The sequence below is a fragment of the Arthrobacter sp. HS15c genome (genome assembly GCF_040812005.1).
In the GTDB taxonomy this organism is placed as follows: domain Bacteria; phylum Actinomycetota; class Actinomycetes; order Actinomycetales; family Micrococcaceae; genus Arthrobacter.
In genome coordinates this window covers 50,860-67,456 of the sequence record NZ_JBFOHM010000009.1, presented here as the reverse complement: position 1 = coordinate 67,456, position 16,597 = coordinate 50,860, and the positions used below count along the sequence as shown (strand labels likewise).

General features: G+C 66.0%; 14 protein-coding genes. 6 read left to right on the top strand and 8 right to left on the bottom strand.

What is annotated here, in order from left to right:
* On the top strand, nt 1-927 hold the full coding sequence (locus tag ABV518_RS15845; RefSeq protein ID WP_018761308.1) for an alpha-E domain-containing protein: 927 nt from the start codon (nt 1-3) through the stop codon (nt 925-927).
* Nucleotides 924-1,775: a transglutaminase N-terminal domain-containing protein gene (locus ABV518_RS15840; protein WP_367768464.1), complete on the top strand. Its 852-nt coding sequence runs from the start codon at nt 924-926 to the stop codon at nt 1,773-1,775. Before ABV518_RS15845 ends, ABV518_RS15840 begins: the two co-directional genes overlap by 4 nt.
* Nucleotides 1,776-1,851: 76 nt before the next feature.
* Here the strand turns inward: ABV518_RS15840 and ABV518_RS15835 are convergent, their stop codons facing one another.
* From ABV518_RS15835 to glgC, 3 genes are read right to left on the bottom strand one after another with little or no spacing between them, the layout of a single operon-like run.
* Nucleotides 1,852-2,319, bottom strand: coding sequence for a pyridoxamine 5'-phosphate oxidase family protein (locus tag ABV518_RS15835; RefSeq protein ID WP_367768460.1), 468 nt, complete (start codon nt 2,317-2,319; stop codon nt 1,852-1,854).
* Nucleotides 2,320-2,359: 40 nt separating this feature from the next.
* On the bottom strand, nt 2,360-3,811 hold the full coding sequence (locus ABV518_RS15830) for an SDR family NAD(P)-dependent oxidoreductase (protein WP_367768457.1): 1,452 nt from the start codon (nt 3,809-3,811) through the stop codon (nt 2,360-2,362).
* 58 nt (nt 3,812-3,869) lie between these two features.
* Complete coding sequence (gene glgC, locus ABV518_RS15825) at nt 3,870-5,273, bottom strand: glucose-1-phosphate adenylyltransferase (protein ID WP_367768454.1); 1,404 nt, start codon at nt 5,271-5,273, stop codon at nt 3,870-3,872.
* 103 nt (nt 5,274-5,376) lie between these two features.
* Between glgC and glgA the strand changes: the two genes are divergently transcribed.
* Nucleotides 5,377-6,585: a glycogen synthase gene (gene glgA / locus ABV518_RS15820; protein WP_367768451.1), complete on the top strand. Its 1,209-nt coding sequence runs from the start codon at nt 5,377-5,379 to the stop codon at nt 6,583-6,585.
* Between the two features lie 73 nt (nt 6,586-6,658).
* On the opposite strand, the gene ABV518_RS15815 is transcribed toward glgA, so the two are convergent.
* Both ABV518_RS15815 and ABV518_RS15810 read right to left on the bottom strand, forming a co-directional pair.
* Entirely contained in the window at nt 6,659-8,773 is a 2,115-nt protein-coding gene (locus tag ABV518_RS15815) for an acyl-CoA dehydrogenase (RefSeq protein WP_367768448.1), read from the bottom strand.
* Nucleotides 8,774-8,836: 63 nt separating this feature from the next.
* A complete protein-coding gene (locus ABV518_RS15810) occupies nt 8,837-9,529 on the bottom strand; it encodes a TetR/AcrR family transcriptional regulator (RefSeq protein ID WP_367768445.1) in 693 nt (230 codons plus the stop codon).
* A 61-nt stretch (nt 9,530-9,590) separates the two neighbouring features.
* Between ABV518_RS15810 and ABV518_RS15805 the strand changes: the two genes are divergently transcribed.
* Genes ABV518_RS15805 through ABV518_RS15795 form a run of 3 tightly spaced genes read left to right on the top strand, consistent with a single transcriptional unit; the run spans nt 9,591 to nt 13,216 of the window.
* Complete coding sequence (locus tag ABV518_RS15805) at nt 9,591-10,958, top strand: acetyl-CoA C-acetyltransferase (protein ID WP_367768441.1); 1,368 nt, start codon at nt 9,591-9,593, stop codon at nt 10,956-10,958.
* 9 nt (nt 10,959-10,967) lie between these two features.
* Nucleotides 10,968-12,308, top strand: a complete 1,341-nt coding sequence (locus tag ABV518_RS15800; protein ID WP_367768438.1) for a 3-oxoacyl-ACP reductase — start codon at nt 10,968-10,970, stop codon at nt 12,306-12,308.
* Nucleotides 12,305-13,216: a MaoC/PaaZ C-terminal domain-containing protein gene (locus ABV518_RS15795; protein WP_367768435.1), complete on the top strand. Its 912-nt coding sequence runs from the start codon at nt 12,305-12,307 to the stop codon at nt 13,214-13,216. Before ABV518_RS15800 ends, ABV518_RS15795 begins: the two co-directional genes overlap by 4 nt.
* Here the strand turns inward: ABV518_RS15795 and ABV518_RS15790 are convergent.
* The 3 genes from ABV518_RS15790 to ABV518_RS15780 are packed head-to-tail and all read right to left on the bottom strand — an operon-like array spanning nt 13,213 to nt 16,595.
* Entirely contained in the window at nt 13,213-14,331 is a 1,119-nt protein-coding gene (locus ABV518_RS15790; protein WP_367768432.1) for an aromatic acid exporter family protein, read from the bottom strand. The two genes, ABV518_RS15795 and ABV518_RS15790, sit on opposite strands and share 4 nt — an antisense overlap.
* Before the next feature lie 27 nt (nt 14,332-14,358).
* Complete coding sequence (locus ABV518_RS15785; RefSeq protein ID WP_367768429.1) at nt 14,359-15,468, bottom strand: serine hydrolase domain-containing protein; 1,110 nt, start codon at nt 15,466-15,468, stop codon at nt 14,359-14,361.
* A gap of 17 nt (nt 15,469-15,485) precedes the next feature.
* Nucleotides 15,486-16,595, bottom strand: coding sequence for a glutathione S-transferase family protein (locus ABV518_RS15780; RefSeq protein ID WP_367768426.1), 1,110 nt, complete (start codon nt 16,593-16,595; stop codon nt 15,486-15,488).
* Nucleotides 16,596-16,597: the final 2 nt, after the last annotated feature.

The following is a 16,597-nucleotide window of genomic DNA, read 5'->3' as shown; positions in this document are numbered from 1 at the left end:
ATGCTTAGCCGTATTGCTGAGTCCCTTTTTTGGATCGGCAGGTATGTGGAGCGTGCCGACGGCACGGCCCGCATCCTGGACGTGCACCTGGAGCGCCTGAACCACCTGCCCATGGAGGAGCGCCGCAGCGTCGCCCAGGAACTCCTGGCAGTCATGGGCGCCCGGCCACAGAGTGAGGACTTCGGCCTGCCCGAACTGCTCCATGCCCTGGCGTACGACAAAACCAGCGCCACTTCCATTGCCGGGTCCCTGGGCGCTGCCCGGGAGAACGCCCGGCGTGCCCGGGAGACCGTGTCCTCGGGCCTGTGGGAGAGCCTCAACACCACCTATTACGGGCTGAGCCAGCACCGCAAGGACGTGGTGGGCACGTACCGTTTCTGCAACTGGACGCTGGAACGTACGGCCATGGTCAGCGGCCTCGCCGACACCACCGTCAGCCACGACGAAAGCTGGCTGTTCCTGGTGCTGGGACGTTCCCTCGAACGCGCCGACATGACAGCCCGCATGCTCTCCACCCGGGATGTCCTCTCCGCAGGCATGTCCTGGGTGAACATGCTCCGGTGCGCCGGCGCCTACGAATCCTTCCTGCGGACCCGCCGGGCCGCCTTCGGGGACCAGCACGCCGCCGAGTTCCTCCTGCTCGACCGGCTGTTCCCGCGCTCCATCGTGTACGCCCTGCGTGACGCCGACGAGTGCCTCGCAAAGCTGGACCCTTCCGCCCAGCGGGTGGGCTTCATCAACGACGCCCGCCGGATCGTGGGCCAGGCCCGCACGTTCCTGGAGTTCCACCGCACGGACGACCTGATGTCTGAACTCCCTGAGCACATGGAGCGCGTGCAGAAGGCCGTTTCGCAGGCGTCGGACGCCATTTCCCGTAAGTACTTCAATCAGGCGGACGAACTGGCCTGGGTGGGAGAAGTTTCATGACCCGGCTGAGCATCATCCACAAGACCGCCTACAAGTACAACAAGCGCGTCACCCTGTCCTACAACGAGGCCCGTATGACCCCGCTGACTGACCCCCAGCAGGTGGTCCTTGAGTCGGTGCTCAAGGTCTCGCCGTCGCAGGCGGCCGTGAGCAGCTACCGCGACTACTGGGGCACCCGCGTGACGGCCTTCGACATGCAGATGCCCCACGACCACCTCGAAGTCATCTCCAACATCACCGTGGAGGTCCACCGGGCGGAAAAGATCCCGTCAGAAACCGACATCGCCGGCTGGGACGTCATGGCGTCAGCCGATACCCTGAACACTTACAGTGATTGGCTGCCGCAGTCGCAGCTGAGTGGTCCCGGTGAGGAAGTCCTGGGGATCATCCCCGGCGTGGTCGCGGGCAAAAACCCGCACGAGGCCGCCATGGCCATCTTTGAATGGATGCGCGGCGAAATGACCTACATGTCCGGCTCCACTGCCGTGACCACCAACGCCGAAGAAGCGTGGGGGCAGCGCCAGGGCGTCTGCCAGGACCTGGCACACCTGGCCATCGGGGCCCTCCGCAGCTGCGGAATCCCTGCCCGGTATGTGTCCGGTTACCTCCACCCGCGTTCGACGGCGGACATCGGCGAGACGGTGGCCGGCCAGTCCCACGCGTGGCTGGAATGGTGGGACGGCCAGTGGCGTAGCTGGGATCCCACCAACCACAAACCGGCCGGCGACTATCACGTCACCGTGGCCCGCGGCCGGGACTACCGCGACGTGCCACCGCTGAAGGGCATCCTTTCCGGCGGCGGCGGATCGGCGCTGAGCGTCAGCGTGGAGATCACGCGACTTGCGTAACTGACATCAGGCCGGGCCGGCAAAGCCCGGCCTGATCGATTTTCGGCCTCTGGCGCGGGTTCGTCCCGCGTCCGCCCTATTCCGGCGAAGCCTTGACAGCCCCGCTTAGCTGGGTCCACCACGTCATGGGGGCCGTCACCTTGAAGCTCCTGCCCGTGATGGTCCCGGGCGTCACGCGGACAAACGTGTCTTTCCTGCCGGCCTGCCACGGAAACAGGTACAGCGCCGCCGTATCCAGGATCTGTTCGGTTCCCGTGACCGCGGCTGCGGCGCCCTTCACCACCACGCTCCAGGCGAGGCCTGTGGTGGCATCCACACCGTCCGCTTCGAGGGCCACATGTGCGCCGCCGGTGGCACCGGCGAGCTTGGTTCCCTCGCCCGTGCGGAACACCAGCGTCCCGCCGTCCACGGTGTAGTTGATCGGGAAGATGTCCGGATGGCCGTCTGTCAGGACTGCCAGCCTGCCCACGGACACGGTCCGCAACAGTGCCCAACATTCATGGTTTTCCAGGTTCCGGACTTCAGAAGATGACTCGTTGCTCATGCCGCTGAGCTTACGCCCGTGACGGAGCCCGGGACAGGGACTACCAGGGGCTGGGCTTGTAGTCCTTCAGGAAGACACCGTGCTGGTCCTCGCCCTGCTCGCCCATCACGATGGGGTCGTAGACGCGTGCGGCACCATCCACGAGGTCCAGCGGAGCGTGGAAGCCTTCCTCCATGAGCCGGACCTTCGTGAAGTGCGGGCGCTCATCGGTGATCCAGCCGGTGTCCACGGCGGTCATCAGGATGCCGTCCGTGTCCAGCATTTCCTGGGCACTGGTCCGGGTCATCATGTTCAGGGCCGCTTTGGCCATGTTGGTGTGCGGATGCCCCGGGCCCTTGTACGCGCGGGAGAACTGGCCTTCCATGGCGGAGACGTTGACGATGTACTTCCGGTGCGCAGTGGACCGCTTCATGGCATCCCGCAGCCGGCTCACCAGCAGGAACGGTGCCGTCACGTTGCAGAGCTGGACCTCAAGCATTTCCAGGGGATCCACCTCGTCCACCACCTGGGTCCAGCTGTTGATCGTGGCCAGGTCCGGGACCAGCCCGCCGGCGTCGATCGCTGTTCCGGAGGCGATGCGCTCCAGTGAGGCAGAGCCTGTGGAGAGTGCCAGTGACGTGATGGCATCCCCGGCAAGGACAGGGTGGTCGGTGACGCTGCTCGCCAGGGCGAGCGGGTGCTTGTCGTGGGCATGGCCGAACGTCAGCAGCACCGGACCGCCGTTGGCTGCCTCCAGCGCGGCGGGCAACGGTTCATCCTCGGCGTCCACCAGCGGCTTGTAGGCATTGCCCGAGCGGCGGACGGTCTGTGCCGCGTTGTTGATGATGATGTCGAGCGGACCGGCTGCACTCAGCGAATCCGTCAGTGCCATGACCTGGGACGGGTCGCGGAGGTCGATGCCCACGATCTGGAGCCGGTGCAGCCAGTCACCGCTGTCCTCCATGGCCGCGAAACGCCGTGCCGCATCCTTGGGGAATCTGGTGGTGATGGTGGTGTGCGCCCCGTCGCGCAGGAGGCGCAGGGCAATGTACATGCCGATTTTCGCCCGCCCGCCAGTGAGCAGCGCCCGGCGGCCGGTGAGGTCCGTGCGGGCATCCCGTTTGCCGTGGTTGAAGGCGGCACATTCGGGGCACAGCTGGTGGTAGAAGGCATCCACCTGGGTGTAGTGCTGCTTGCAGATGTAGCACGGGCGGGAACGGATGAGGTGCCCGGCGATGTCTCCGGTGGCCGATGTCGCCAGCTTATTGCCCCGGGTTTCGTCATCGATGCGGTCCGGCGCCGCCGTGGCCGTCTGGGCGAGGACGGCGCGGTCGGCTTCTGAGATGAGGTCCCGCTTGGTCACACGCCGGTGCCGCTTGACGGCTTTGAACATTTTCCCGGTAGCGCGCCGGACGGAGACGTAGTCCGGGTGCTCCTCGTCATAGGCATGGATGGTGTTTAAAACCTTGAGGCAGGCCTGGATTTCCTCAGGCGTCAGATCGGGGGAGCTCATTGTACCGATTTTACAGCCTGTGGAGATCCGGCCTGCCCGGTCGGAATAGTGCGTACTTCTAAGTGCGGCTTCCCTCGGAGGCCTTGGCCACGCCCGCGTGCACCTCAGCCACCTGTTCCACCGATTCACGCAGTTCCGGGTAGTTGGCGGTTGCCGCCTTTACTGCGTTGGGAACGAGGTGCAGGTTCCTGGCGGCGAGGGCACGTTCCTCCTCGCCCGGCTCAGGTACCTTCTGTCCCTTGGACAGGACGGTGATACCTGACTCTGTTACCTTGAAGCCGCGGGCACGGTCCAGGTCCGGGTCGAGCCCGATCGCTGCACCGGCGGGTACCTTGACGTTCTTGTCGATGATGGCCCGGTTCACCACGGCCCCTTCGCCGATGTTCACCTTGTCCATCAGGACCGAGTCGATGACCCGGCTGCCCGTCCCCACAAAAACGTCGTTGGACAGGACGGATCCTTCCACCACACCGCCGGAGATCACCACGCCGTTGGCGACGATCGAATCCAGCGCGGTACCCACAGTGTCCTTCTCGCCGCGGACGAACTTGGCCGGCGGTGAGATGCTCTGGCGCGTGTAGATGGGCCATTCGGAGTTGTACAGGTTGAACACGGGCAACGGCGAAATAAGGTCCATGTGCGCGTCATAGAACGAGTCGATGGTGCCGACATCGCGCCAGTAGGTGCGGTCACGCTCGGTGGAACCGGGGATGTCGTTGAGGGTGAAGTCGTAGACGCCCGCCTGCCCCTGGTCGACGAAGTAGGGAATGATGTCGCCGCCCATGTCGTGCTTGGTGTCCAGGCGCTCCGCGTCCACGTGCAGTGCTTCCACCAGGGCGTCGGCGTCGAAGACGTAGTTGCCCATCGAGGCGAGGAACTGGGTGGGGTCAGCGGCCAGGCCGGGCGTCGTAGCAGGCTTCTCCACAAAAGCGGCAATTTTCTGCGCGTCGTTCTGGTCCACTTCGATGACGCCGAACTGGTTGGCCATGCTCAGTGGCTGGCGTACGGCTGCCACAGTGGCCTTGGCGCCGCTCAGGACGTGCTGCTCCACCATCTGGGCGAAGTCCATGCGGTAAACGTGGTCGGCGCCGACCACCACCACAATGTCCGGGTTGGCGTCGTGGATCAGGTTCAGGGACTGGTAGATGGCGTTGGCGCTGCCCAGGAACCAGCTCTTGCCCACACGCTGCTGGGCGGGGACGGACGCGACATAGTTTCCGAGCTGGGTGGACATGCGCCACGTTTCGGAAATGTGGCGGTCAAGGCTGTGTGACTTGTACTGCGTCAGCACCACGATCTGGAGGTACCGGGAATTCACCAGGTTGGACAGCGCAAAGTCGATGAGGCGGTAACTGCCGGCAAAGGGCACACCCGGTTTAGCGCGATCTGCCGTCAGTGGCATGAGCCTGTTTCCCTCGCCGCCTGCGAGGACAATGGCCAGGACTTTTTTGTTCAACGGCATATTTAGTCGCTCCTGTACGCCTTCGTAACTCCCCAAAACAGTCCGGCATGCCCGGACCCCTTCACACTAGAACAGTTAAGCCGGAACGACTACCTTGGGTAGCGTGCGAATAGACATTGTGACTAAAGAGTTCCCGCCGGAGATCTACGGAGGCGCCGGAGTCCACGTGGCCGAATTGAGCAGGGTGCTTAGTAAGCACGTTGACCTGCAGGTTCGTGCTTTCGGGGCGCCCCGCGACGCCGACTACCACGGTGCCGGGGTGACGTCGTATTCCGTGCCCGAGGACCTTGGCTCGGCTAATGCGGCCGTCCAGACGCTGGGGGTGGATCTTCGGATCGTGCCGGACATCGAGGGCGCCGACCTTGTCCATTCGCACACCTGGTATGCCAACATGGCCGGCCACCTGGCGTCCCTGCTGCACGGCATCCCGCACGTGCTCAGCGCGCACAGCCTTGAACCGCTACGGCCCTGGAAGGCCGAGCAGCTCGGCGGCGGCTACGCCCTGTCCTCGTGGGTGGAGAAAACCGCCTACGAAGCCGCCGCCGCCATCATCGCCGTTTCGGAAGGCATGCGCCAGGACATCCTGCGCAGCTACCCGGACGTGGACCCGGCCAAGGTCCGCGTGGTCCACAACGGCATTGACGTCGAAATGTGGCACCGCGACGAAGGCGACGACGCCATCAGGGCGCTCGGGATCGACCCGGACAAGCCCAGCGTGGTCTTCGTGGGACGTAACACCCGCCAGAAGGGCGTTCCGTACCTCCTGCGCGCGGCAGCCAAGCTGCCCGCAGACGTCCAGCTGGTCCTCTGCCTCGGAGCCGCGGACACCCCGGAGCTCGCCGCCGAGACGGCCCGCCTCATCGAGGAACTCCAGGGCCAGCGGACGGGCGTTGTGCTGATTGAACGGATGCTGCCCAGGAACGAGCTCATCCAGGTCCTCAGCCACGCCACCGCGTTCGCCTGCCCCTCAATCTACGAACCGCTCGGCATTGTGAACCTGGAAGCCATGGCGTGCGGCGCTGCCGTGGTGGCCAGTGCCACCGGCGGCATACCGGAAGTAGTCCAACACGGCGAAACCGGCCTGCTGGTGGATCTTGAACAGGTCACCGACGGCACGGGAACCCCGCTGGACCCGGAGAAGTTCGTCACCGAATTCGCCGCAGCCCTGACCGAAGTCGTCTCGGACCCGGAGCGCGCCCGTGCCATGGGCCAGGCCGGCCGCCGCCGCGCCGAGGAGCACTTCTCCTGGGAATCCATTACCGAAACAACCCTCGAGGTGTACCGCTCAGTCCTCGCCGGAGGCTGGCGATAACCACCGACGGCGCCGCACCCCACAGGCGGGGAGCGGCGCCGTCGTTATTTCCCGGCCGGTCAGCCGAGCCGGCTCAGCCGCGGCCTTTGCGCGCGGACGCGGCGGTGCGCGCGAGGAGTACTTTTTCCTCCACCGGGGACTGGCCGCTGGCGCGCTGGGCCCGCAGGTATTCGCGGGCCTCGTCCTGCCGCACCTTTTCGGCGCCCGTGGCGATCGCGGCGCGGATGTGGTCCGGACCGTAGCCGAACGCGTCCACGAGGTCCACTGCGTGCGGGCGGATCTTGACCAGCAGGCGGTTGATGTACTCGCCCACCGTGCGTCCGCGCTGCATGGAGAGCCTGCCGTTCATGAGGTACCAGGCCAGGTTCTTTTCGATCAGCGACAGACCGAAGAGGTCCCGCAGCCATGTCAGGACGGTCTTGGTGCCGGGATCGGCGACGTCACGGAGCGCTTCGGTGAACGCTTCCCACTGCAGCAGCTCGGCGTGCGCCTGGGCGGCCTCGATCAGTTCATTCTGGTGCTGGTTGAACAGGGCGGCGCCCTTGTCCTGGGGCAGCCTGCCGGCGCCCTTCAGCGCCGATCCCACGTCCGCGACCATGGTCTGCACCCTGTCGGTCAGGAGCGCGCGCTGGCCTTCCTCGTCGCGGAGTGCAAGCGCCGCCTTCTGGGCGGAGCCGGTATCAGCCACAAACTGGGCAACCTGCCGCAGCCCGGTGCGGTGGATGGCCGCGCCCGTTGCCTGGCCCACGACATAGCGGGCCAGCACGCCAAAGTCGACGTTCCTGAACTCCTTGGCATAGTCGGCCAGCAGCCGTTTGGCCACAAGCTGGAGCAGCACCGTGTTGTCACCTTCGAATGTGGCGTACACGTCGAGGTCGGCGCGGAGGGATGCGAAACGGTTTTCGATCAGGAAACCCGCGCCGCCGCAGGCTTCACGGCATTCCTGCAGCGTGTCCAGGGCATGCCAGGTGCTGAGCGGCTTGAGGGCGGCAGCGAGCGTCTCCAGGTCCTGGCGGTCCTCGTCCGTGTCGTGGGCGCCGGAAAAGACGTCGTCGAACTTCTGCAACAGCTGCTCGTGCGCAAAGCCGGCCGCGTAGGTGGTGGCCAGCCGGGTGAACAGCCGGCGCTGGTGGCGCTGGTAGTCGAGGAGGACTTCCTCGTCGGTGTGTGACGAGGCGTTGAACTGGCGGCGCTCGGTGGCGTACTGGATGGCTGCCTTAAGCGCGATCTTCGAAGCGGCGACGGCTGCCCCGTCCAGCGAAACCCTTCCCTGGACCAGCGTCCCGAGCATGGTGAAGAACCGGCGCCCCGGGCTGGCGATCGATGAGGTGTACGTGCCGTCGGCGTCCACGTTGCCGTAGCGGTTCAGCAGGTTCGTGCGGGGGATGCGGACGTTCGTGAAGTGCAGGCGTCCGTTGTCGATTCCGTTCAGGCCGCCCTTGACGCCGTCGTCCTCGCCTCCGATTCCCGGGAGGAACTCTTTGCTGGCCGGATCACGCAGGTCCACGTAAAAAGCGTGGACACCGTGGTTGACGCCCCCGGTCACGAGCTGGGCGAAGACCACGGCGCCGAGCCCGTCGGTGGCGGCGTTGCCGATGTAGTCCTTCCACGCCGCACGGAACGGGGTGTGCAGCACAAATTCCTGGGTTTCCGCGTCGTACGTGGCGGTGGTTGCGATGCTGGCAACATCCGAGCCGTGGCCTGTTTCGGTCATCGCGAAGCAGCCGGGTATGTCCAGGTTCATGATGCCCGGGAGCCACTTGGCATGGTGCTCTTCGGTGCCGAGGTGCATCACGGCAGACCCGAACAGTCCCCACTGGACACCGGCCTTGATCTGAAGGGACGGGTCGGCCGTGACGAGTTCCTCGAAGCCCGCGATGTTGCCGCCATGGTCGTCCGCGCCGCCCAGGGTGGTGGGGAAGGCGCGGTGGACGGCTTCGTTGTCCACGAGGTACTTCAGCTGGCCAAAAGTGCGCGTGCGGTGCTCGGTGTGTGTCAGGCCCTCCGTTTTGTGCAGCTCGGGGCTCTCGGCAAGCCGGCGTGCCTGCCTGCGGATGCCGGCCCATTTGCCCAGGAGCTGTTCACCCAGGGCGGCGACGTCGACGGCGGGATGGGCGTTTGCGGGCCGGGTGCGGGAGGGCATCGCTGCGTTTGCCTGGCCGGCGGGGCGGTCCACTACTTCAGTCATGTCAATGTCCTTCGTTGGTTCTGACAGGTGGGGTTGGTAAGTGTCGAAGACGGTTTCGCGGATCTAGGGCGCTTCTGCGGGGGACAGCTCAGGGGCTATTCCCACGCACAGCCAGGCCGTGATCTGGCGTGCCATGGTTTCCTGGTCGGGCTTTGCCGGCGAGTCCGGAGTGCTGAGCCACTGCTCCCCGGCGTTGCGGACCAGGCCGATCGCGGCCGTGGGCCAGTAACCAATCACCGATTCCTTGCCGTCGCCAAGATGCGCCCGCATTGGCGCGGCGATCATCTCCGCGATGGAGTCGAAAAAATGACCGAGGGCCCCCGAGATGGCTGCTGAACCGTGGGGGCCCTCCGGCTCGCCGGCAGCGTGCCGCGTGACGAAGCTGTAGACGCTCGGGCTGGTCTCGGCCATCTGCAGATAGGCGGACACCATGGCAAGCAGCCCCTCGCGGGGAGTTTGGGCACTCTGGGCGGCCTCCCGGATACGGCGCTGCATCTGGCTGAGGACCACTTCGCCCACAGCCTGCTGGAGACCGGCCTTATCCCCGAAGTAGCGGTAGAAAACCGACTTTGAGGTGGCCGCGGCGGTGGCAATCTCTTCCATGGAAGCGTCGCTGCCGAGGGCATGTACGGCCCGGCGCGCTGACTTGATCAGTTCCCGGCGGCGTTCTTCGCGGTGGCTTTGCCAGCGGGCGGAACGGCCATCCGCACTTGCCCTGACCGCACGCTCATTTGCCTCTGCTTGGGGATTGTTCACGATACCCAGCGTATCAGGTACGCTGGGTATCGGTAACAGACCAAAATCAGAGGAGACACCGATGTCCGTCGAGGGACAGTCCGTCACAGGACCCCAGGAATCCAGCACCCCGGTTGCCACCGCAGCCGTTCCGACGCCCCGCAGGGCAGTGGTTGTGGGCGGAAACAGGATCCCGTTTGCACGGTCCGGCGGCGCCTACACCAAGTCGTCGAACCAGGACATGCTGACTGCCGCCCTGGACGGCCTCATTGCCAGATTCGGTCTCCAGGAGGAACGCATCGGCGAGGTCGCTGCCGGCGCCGTCCTCAAGCACTCCCGCGATTTCAACCTGACGCGTGAAGCAGTCCTGGGTTCTGCTCTGTCCGCCGAGACGCCGGCCTACGACCTGCAGCAGGCGTGCGCCACGGGGCTGGAAACCGTCCTCGGCCTTGCCAACAAAATCAAGCTCGGACAGATCGACTCAGCCATTGCCGGGGGAGTGGACTCCGCATCCGATGCCCCGATCGCCGTGAGCGAAGGCCTGCGGCAGATACTGCTGGACCTCAACCGGGCCAAGACCCTTCCGCAGCGGCTGCAGGTACTCAGCCGGTTGCGGCCCAAGGATCTTTCTCCCGATGCCCCCAACACCGGCGAGCCGCGTACAGGCCTCTCCATGGGAGAACACCAGGCGCTGACTACCGCCCAGTGGAATGTTTCCCGCGAGGCGCAGGACCAGTTGGCGTTCGCCAGCCACCGCAATCTCGCCGCCGCCTATGACGCCGGGTTTTTTGACGACCTGCTGACCCCTTACCGGGGGCTGACGCGGGATTCCAATTTGCGGGCCGACACCACCCTGGAAAAACTTGCCACGCTGAAGCCTGTCTTCGGCAAGAGCCTTGGCGCAGAGGCCACCATGACCGCTGGCAACTCCACCCCGCTGACAGATGGAGCCTCCACCGTCCTGTTGGCCGCCGAGGAATGGGCTGACGCCCACGACCTCCCCAAACTTGCAGCCGTCATCGACGGGGAGGCGGCCGCCGTCGACTTCGTCCACGGCAAGGACGGGCTCCTGATGGCTCCGGCGTTCGCAGTGCCGCGGCTGCTCGCCCGCAACGGACTGACCTTGGCGGACTTTGACTTCTACGAGATCCACGAAGCCTTCGCCGGTACAGTCCTGAGCACCCTGGCCGCCTGGGAGGACGAGGAGTTCGGCCGCACCCGGCTGGGCCTCGACGGAGCTTTCGGCACGATCGACCGCACCAAGCTGAACGTCAACGGCTCGTCCCTGGCAGCAGGCCATCCCTTTGCCGCGACTGGAGGCCGCATTGTTGCCTCCCTGGCCAAGATGCTGCACGCCAAGGGCAGCGTGGACGGGCGGCCGGCACGTGGCCTTATCTCCATCTGCGCTGCAGGCGGCCAGGGCGTCGTCGCAATTCTCGAAGCACCGTAGGGGGACCGGATGACCGACAAATACACCCAGTTCGTGAACCGGGGGCTGGGGAAGAACGTCGCAAAGAAGCTGGGCCTTCCGCAGCCGGCGATCCTGCGGCGGTACCGGCCGGGCCAGCCACTGATCACCGGCCCAATCCTTGTCCAGGGCAACACCCCCGGCGCGGAGGCACTGGCGGCCAGCCTCCTTTCCTGGGACCTGGATGTCCGCAGGCACGCCGTACCGCGCGAAAAGCTTGGCGCCATCGTCCTGGTCCTGGATGACCTGGACGGGCCCGGAGACCTGGAAGGCCCGGTCCTGGCGGCAGCCTCCTCCCTGCGGGACCTTGCCCCCAGCGCCCGTGTCATTACCGTGTCCCGGCCAGCCGGCAGCGCTAAGAACCCTTCGCAGGCCGCTGCCAGGCAGGGTGTGGACGGCTTCCTGAGGTCGCTGGCCCAGGAGCTCCGCTCAGGCGCAACGGGCAACGGAATCCTGCTCGCTGACGGGGTTGCGGCCACAAGCGCCAGCGCCCTGGCCGCAGTACGTTTCCTGCTCTCGGGCCGTTCGGCCTTCGTGGACGGGCAGTTCCTGACTGTCACCTCTGCTGAAGGCCACCTGCCGGCAGATTTCGCGAAACCCCTGGCAGGCAAGGTCGCGGTTGTCACCGGCGCAGCCCGCGGCATCGGCGCAGCGATCGCCAGGACCCTCCACCGTGACGGTGCCACCCTGGTGCTGGTTGACATCCCCGCAGCAGGAGACCACCTGGCAGCGGTGGCCAACGAGGTCCACGGCACGGCGCTCCAGCTGGACATTGGCCGCGAGGATGCGGGCCAACGGATCATCGAGCACGCGCTGCAGCGGCACGGCCACCTGGACATCGTGATTCACAACGCCGGTATCACCAGGGACAAACTCCTGGCCAACATGGATCATGCCCGTTGGTCCTCCGTCATCAACGTCAACATTGCCGCCCAGCTCCGCATCAACGAGGCGCTCCTCGCATCCGAGCACTTCCGCAACTCACCGCGCATCGTGTCGGTGGCCTCCACCAGCGGCATCGCCGGCAACCGCGGACAGACAAATTACGCCGCCTCGAAGGGCGGGGTGATGGGCATGGTGCGCGCCTCGGCGCCCCTGCTCGCCGAACGCGGGGGAACCATCAATGCCGTGGCGCCCGGGTTCATCGAAACCGACATGACCGCCAGGATCCCGGTGGCGCTGAGGGAGGCGGGCCGCAGGCTTAACTCGCTGAGGCAGGGCGGCCAGCCGTCCGACGTCGCCGAGGCCATCGCCTTCCTGTCGAGCGACGCCGCCGGAGGCATCAACGGGGGAGTGCTGCGCGTCTGCGGACAGAACATGGTGGGGGCATGACCACGGTCCAGCCGGTCATCCTGGGCGAGATGCCGTCCCTCTCCAAGCTTTACGTCAACGCGGCCGCGCAGGCAGCCCGCCGCCGGGTACTGGGAACCCACCACACGACCGGCCTCCCGGAGGCCAGTCACGAAGTCAGGGGTGTCCTTGCCGATGTCGGCAACCTCACCGCCTACCAGCACCTCGTCGGCGAAACGGCCAGCGACGTCCTGCCCGCCGGCTACATTCACGCCCTCACTTTCCCGCTGGCCATCAGTGTGATGAACCGGGACGACTTCCCGTTGCCGCTGCTGGGCATGCTGCATCTCAGCAACCATGTTGAGCAGCTGGAGCCGATCCTGTTTTCGGAGCCGCTGGACATCACGGCCCGCGTGGAGAACCTCCGGGGCCACCGTTCGGGGACGCAACTGGACGTGGTGGCCGAGGTCCGCGTCACGGGATCGGCCGGGGTCAGGTGGCGCGGAGTCTCCAGTTACCTGGCGAAGGGCGTCTTCCTGCCGGGCATCGACAAACCCTCGCCTGGTGGCAGCAGGAGCGAGTTCGAGGCTCCTGATCCGACAGCGCTGTGGCAGCTCGGCGTTGACACCGGACGGGCTTACGCAGCCGTATCCGGCGACTTCAACCCGATCCACCTCAGTGTCCTGTCCGCCAAAGCCCTGGGCATGCGGCGGTCCATCGCCCACGGAATGTACCTGGCGTCTAGGGCGCTGGCCGATGTCGGAGCGGTGAAGGGCGATTCGTTCAGCTGGCATGTTGATTTCGAGGCGCCAGTGTTCCTGCCGGGACGCGTCGCATTGGACATCAGCACGGTGCAGCTTCCCGCCGGAGCCTGGCAAAGGTCGGATTTTGTTGCCTGGAACCCCCGGTCCGGCCGCAGGCATTTTGCCGGTGCGGTGGCTGCGCTCTAGGGTGCCGGCCGTACCGCGCGGAGGATCCGGTGCAGGCTCAGCAGGATCGATTCGGACGCTGTCACCGTGCCTTCGTCCGGGTCCCGTTCGGCCGTGGCAGCCATACAGGCTTCCACGGCCTCTTCCGCGGCGGTGAACATCCTGTGCCCCGATTCCGGGTCTTCGGTGTGGAATGAACGCAGCAGCTCCCCGGTGGCCCTCATGGCGTCCGCCAGCGGCGCGCTGTCCTGGAACGGAACCGTGTAGGGAGCTTCGTCCTGCCAGATGACATCGGAGAGTACTTCCGTCATGTCCTGGATGTGGAACGTCACCCGCTCAAGCTCGCGCAGGTTGCGGTAGTCCAGATCCACGTCCCGGGGGTGCAGGCGCCGCCGCGGGTTTGCGCGTCGGCTGGCATCCGCCTCCTGGACGAGGTGCCGGACGGTACGCGCGGCCGCGGCTAGCTCCTCCGAGCGGCGGGACCAGTCATCGTGCTCAGGCGGCCACTTTTCCTTGAGAGCCACACCCATGTCGGTCAACTGCGTGCCAAGGGCCAGCCGGAGCTCGTCCAGGCTGGCAGCGGCGGCGTTGAAGTGCAGTGGAGGAAACACCAGGAAATTAACACCAATTCCCACGGCGACGCCGACGCCCATCTGGATCAGGTAACCGAACGAAAAGCCGTCCGGATTACTGCCGCCCACCAGGAGGACAAGCAGCGCCGCCGTCGGAATCCAGTCCCGTCCCGAACCCAGGCGGGGAAGGCCCGCGAGCAGCACGCCAATCCCCATGAAGATGGCGACGCTCACTGGTGACGGGTCCGTGACGTTGACGAGCAGGAATGCGAGCCCGATTCCTATGGCCAGGCCCACCAGTGTTTGAAGGCCCTGCCGGACGGAACCGGCAACGTTGTGGTACATCGACACCAGGGCGCCCAAAGGCGCATAGTACGGGTACTCCGCAGCAGTTCCCGGCATGTAGGGGGCAACGAAAAAGGCCAGTCCGGCGGCAAGCGCGGCCTTGGCAGCGAGCTGGAGGCGCTGCAGCGTGAACGCCACCGCAAGGCCCTTGACCGCCTGGCGCAGGAACCGTGTGCCCCTGGCCAGCCGGGCCGCACGCGGCGTTTGAGTATCACCCATCCGCCCCACCTTAGGGGCAGGGTTCCGCTACGACAAGGCGGCGGCGGCGCGCCGGACCTCAGCGGCAAGCCGGTGGGCTTTGCCCGGGGTGCGGCCGTCCTCGGCGCGCTGGGGAATGTAGCCAAAACCAAGCCCGTAGGACGGGTCCGCGAAGCCGAGGGCAGCGTTGGCGCCTTCATGGCCAAAGGCCCGGTGGCTGCCGAAATTCCGCGAAGGGTGCGGCTTCATGAACACCACGGCAAAGGCGTTGTCGAGCCCCGAAGAACGGTCAAGGCCCCATACCTGCTCCTGGGACATCGCGCCCACGGTGTCCGGCGAAAGCAACGGCGTGCCGCCGCCGATGCCGGTGGTCGCCGCCGCGTACAGGCGTGCAAGACCTTCCGCCGATCCGACACCGCCCGCCGCGCTCATACCGGCTGCCCGGACCGTCCGCTGGTTGGGGAGTTCCATGATGGTGCTCACGGCCGCGTTGCCGTTGAGTCCCTCAAGGCTCAGTGGGTCAATCCATGGCTGCTGAGGGTCTGCGTCGTACAGGACATCCCGGTAACGGCCATCAAGCTCTTCGGGCAGCCCCAGGAAGAAGTCGACGCCGAGGGGCCGCCGGATGCGGTTGTCGTACAGGGACTGCAGCGTCTGTCCGGCTACGCGCCGGCAGAGCTCCTCCATCACGATGCCGATGGTTAGCGCGTGGTAGCCGAAACAGCTGCCTGGACGCCACGCCGGCGCTGTGGCCGCGAGCCGGGCGGCGGCCCCCGGGGTGGTGAACTCCTCCAGCGCGAAGCCGCCTTCGACTCCCATTACTCCAGCCTGGTGGGACAAGGCCTCACGGACGAGGAGCCGGTCTTTGCCATGCTGGCCGAATTCGGGCCAGTAGTGGGCAACGGTGCGGTCCAGATCCAGCAGGCCGTCCTGGACCAGCAAAGCGATTACCATTGCGGCCACGCCCTTGGAACAGGAGTATGCGCCCGTGATGGAGTCTGCCGCGATCAGGGGACCGCCGGTGAGGTCAACCACCTTGGTGCCGTGCTGGTAGGCGGCCAACTGCGCGCTATAGAGCCCGTCCTCTGCCAGGAGGGAATCGAACAGGTCACGAACGCCCTCGAAACCGGGCGCTACAAAGCCATGGAGAATCTGCATGGCCTTAGCTTAGCGGCTTAGAAAGCGCTTTCCAGTCCGACCGGGCCGTGCCCCGGTGCTACTTCTTCGCCCGGCCGCACCGGACCCGGAGGAGTGCCGTTTCCGAATGGCCGCCCACCCAGGGATTCCCGGCCGTGGGCATCGAGCCAGCCCGAAAGGTCCGGCCCGTTCGGCACGATACCGGTGGGGTTGATGTCCCCGTGCACGAGGTAATAATGCTGCTTGATCTGGACGAAATCGGTCGTGTCGCCAAAACCGGGGGTCTGGAACAGGTCACGGGCATAGCCCCACAGCGCAGGCATTTCGGTGAGTTTCTGGCGGTTGCACTTGAAGTGGCCGTGATACACGGCATCAAACCGGGCCAGCGTGGTGAACAGCCGGACATCCGCCTCTGTAATGGCGTCTCCTACCAGGTATCGCCGGCCGGAGAGCCGCTCCTCAAGCCAGTCCATGGCGGTCCATAGCCGGGTGTAGGCGTCATCGTAAGCTTCCTGCGAGCCGGCGAAGCCGCAACGGTAAACGCCGTTGTTGACCTCCGTGAAGACGCGTTTGTTAACTGCATCGATCTCGGCGCGGAGGTCCTCCGGATACAGCAGAGGGGCGCCTGGCCGGTGGAATTCGGTCCACTCGGTGGAGAAGTCGAGGGTGATCTGGGGGAAATTGTTCGTCACAACCGCGCCGCTGGCAACATCGACGATCGCGGGGACTGTGATGCCCCGTGGGTAGTCGGGGAACCGCCGGAAATAGGCAGCTTGGATGCGTTCGATGCCCAACACCGGGTCCACGCCACCCGGGTCGAGGTCGAAAGTCCACGAGCGGGCGTCATGCGTGGGGCCGGGCTGGCCCAGGGAAATGGCCTCCTCGAGGCCCAGGAGCCTGCGGACTATGACCGTCCGGTTTGCCCACGGGCAGGCCCTCGCCGCTATGAGGCGGTACCGTCCTGCCTCAACGGGCCAGCCCGGTTCGCCGTCGGTGCCGGGCCTTCCGTCGCAGGTGATCCGGTCCTCGATGTAGTTGGTGTCCCGGGTGAATTCGGCACCGCCGGTGACATAAGCGCCGAGGGTGCTGTGATCCGCACCGTACCCGGTGCCGCCGGCTTGCTGCCCTGTTCCCGTTTCCTGGCTCATCT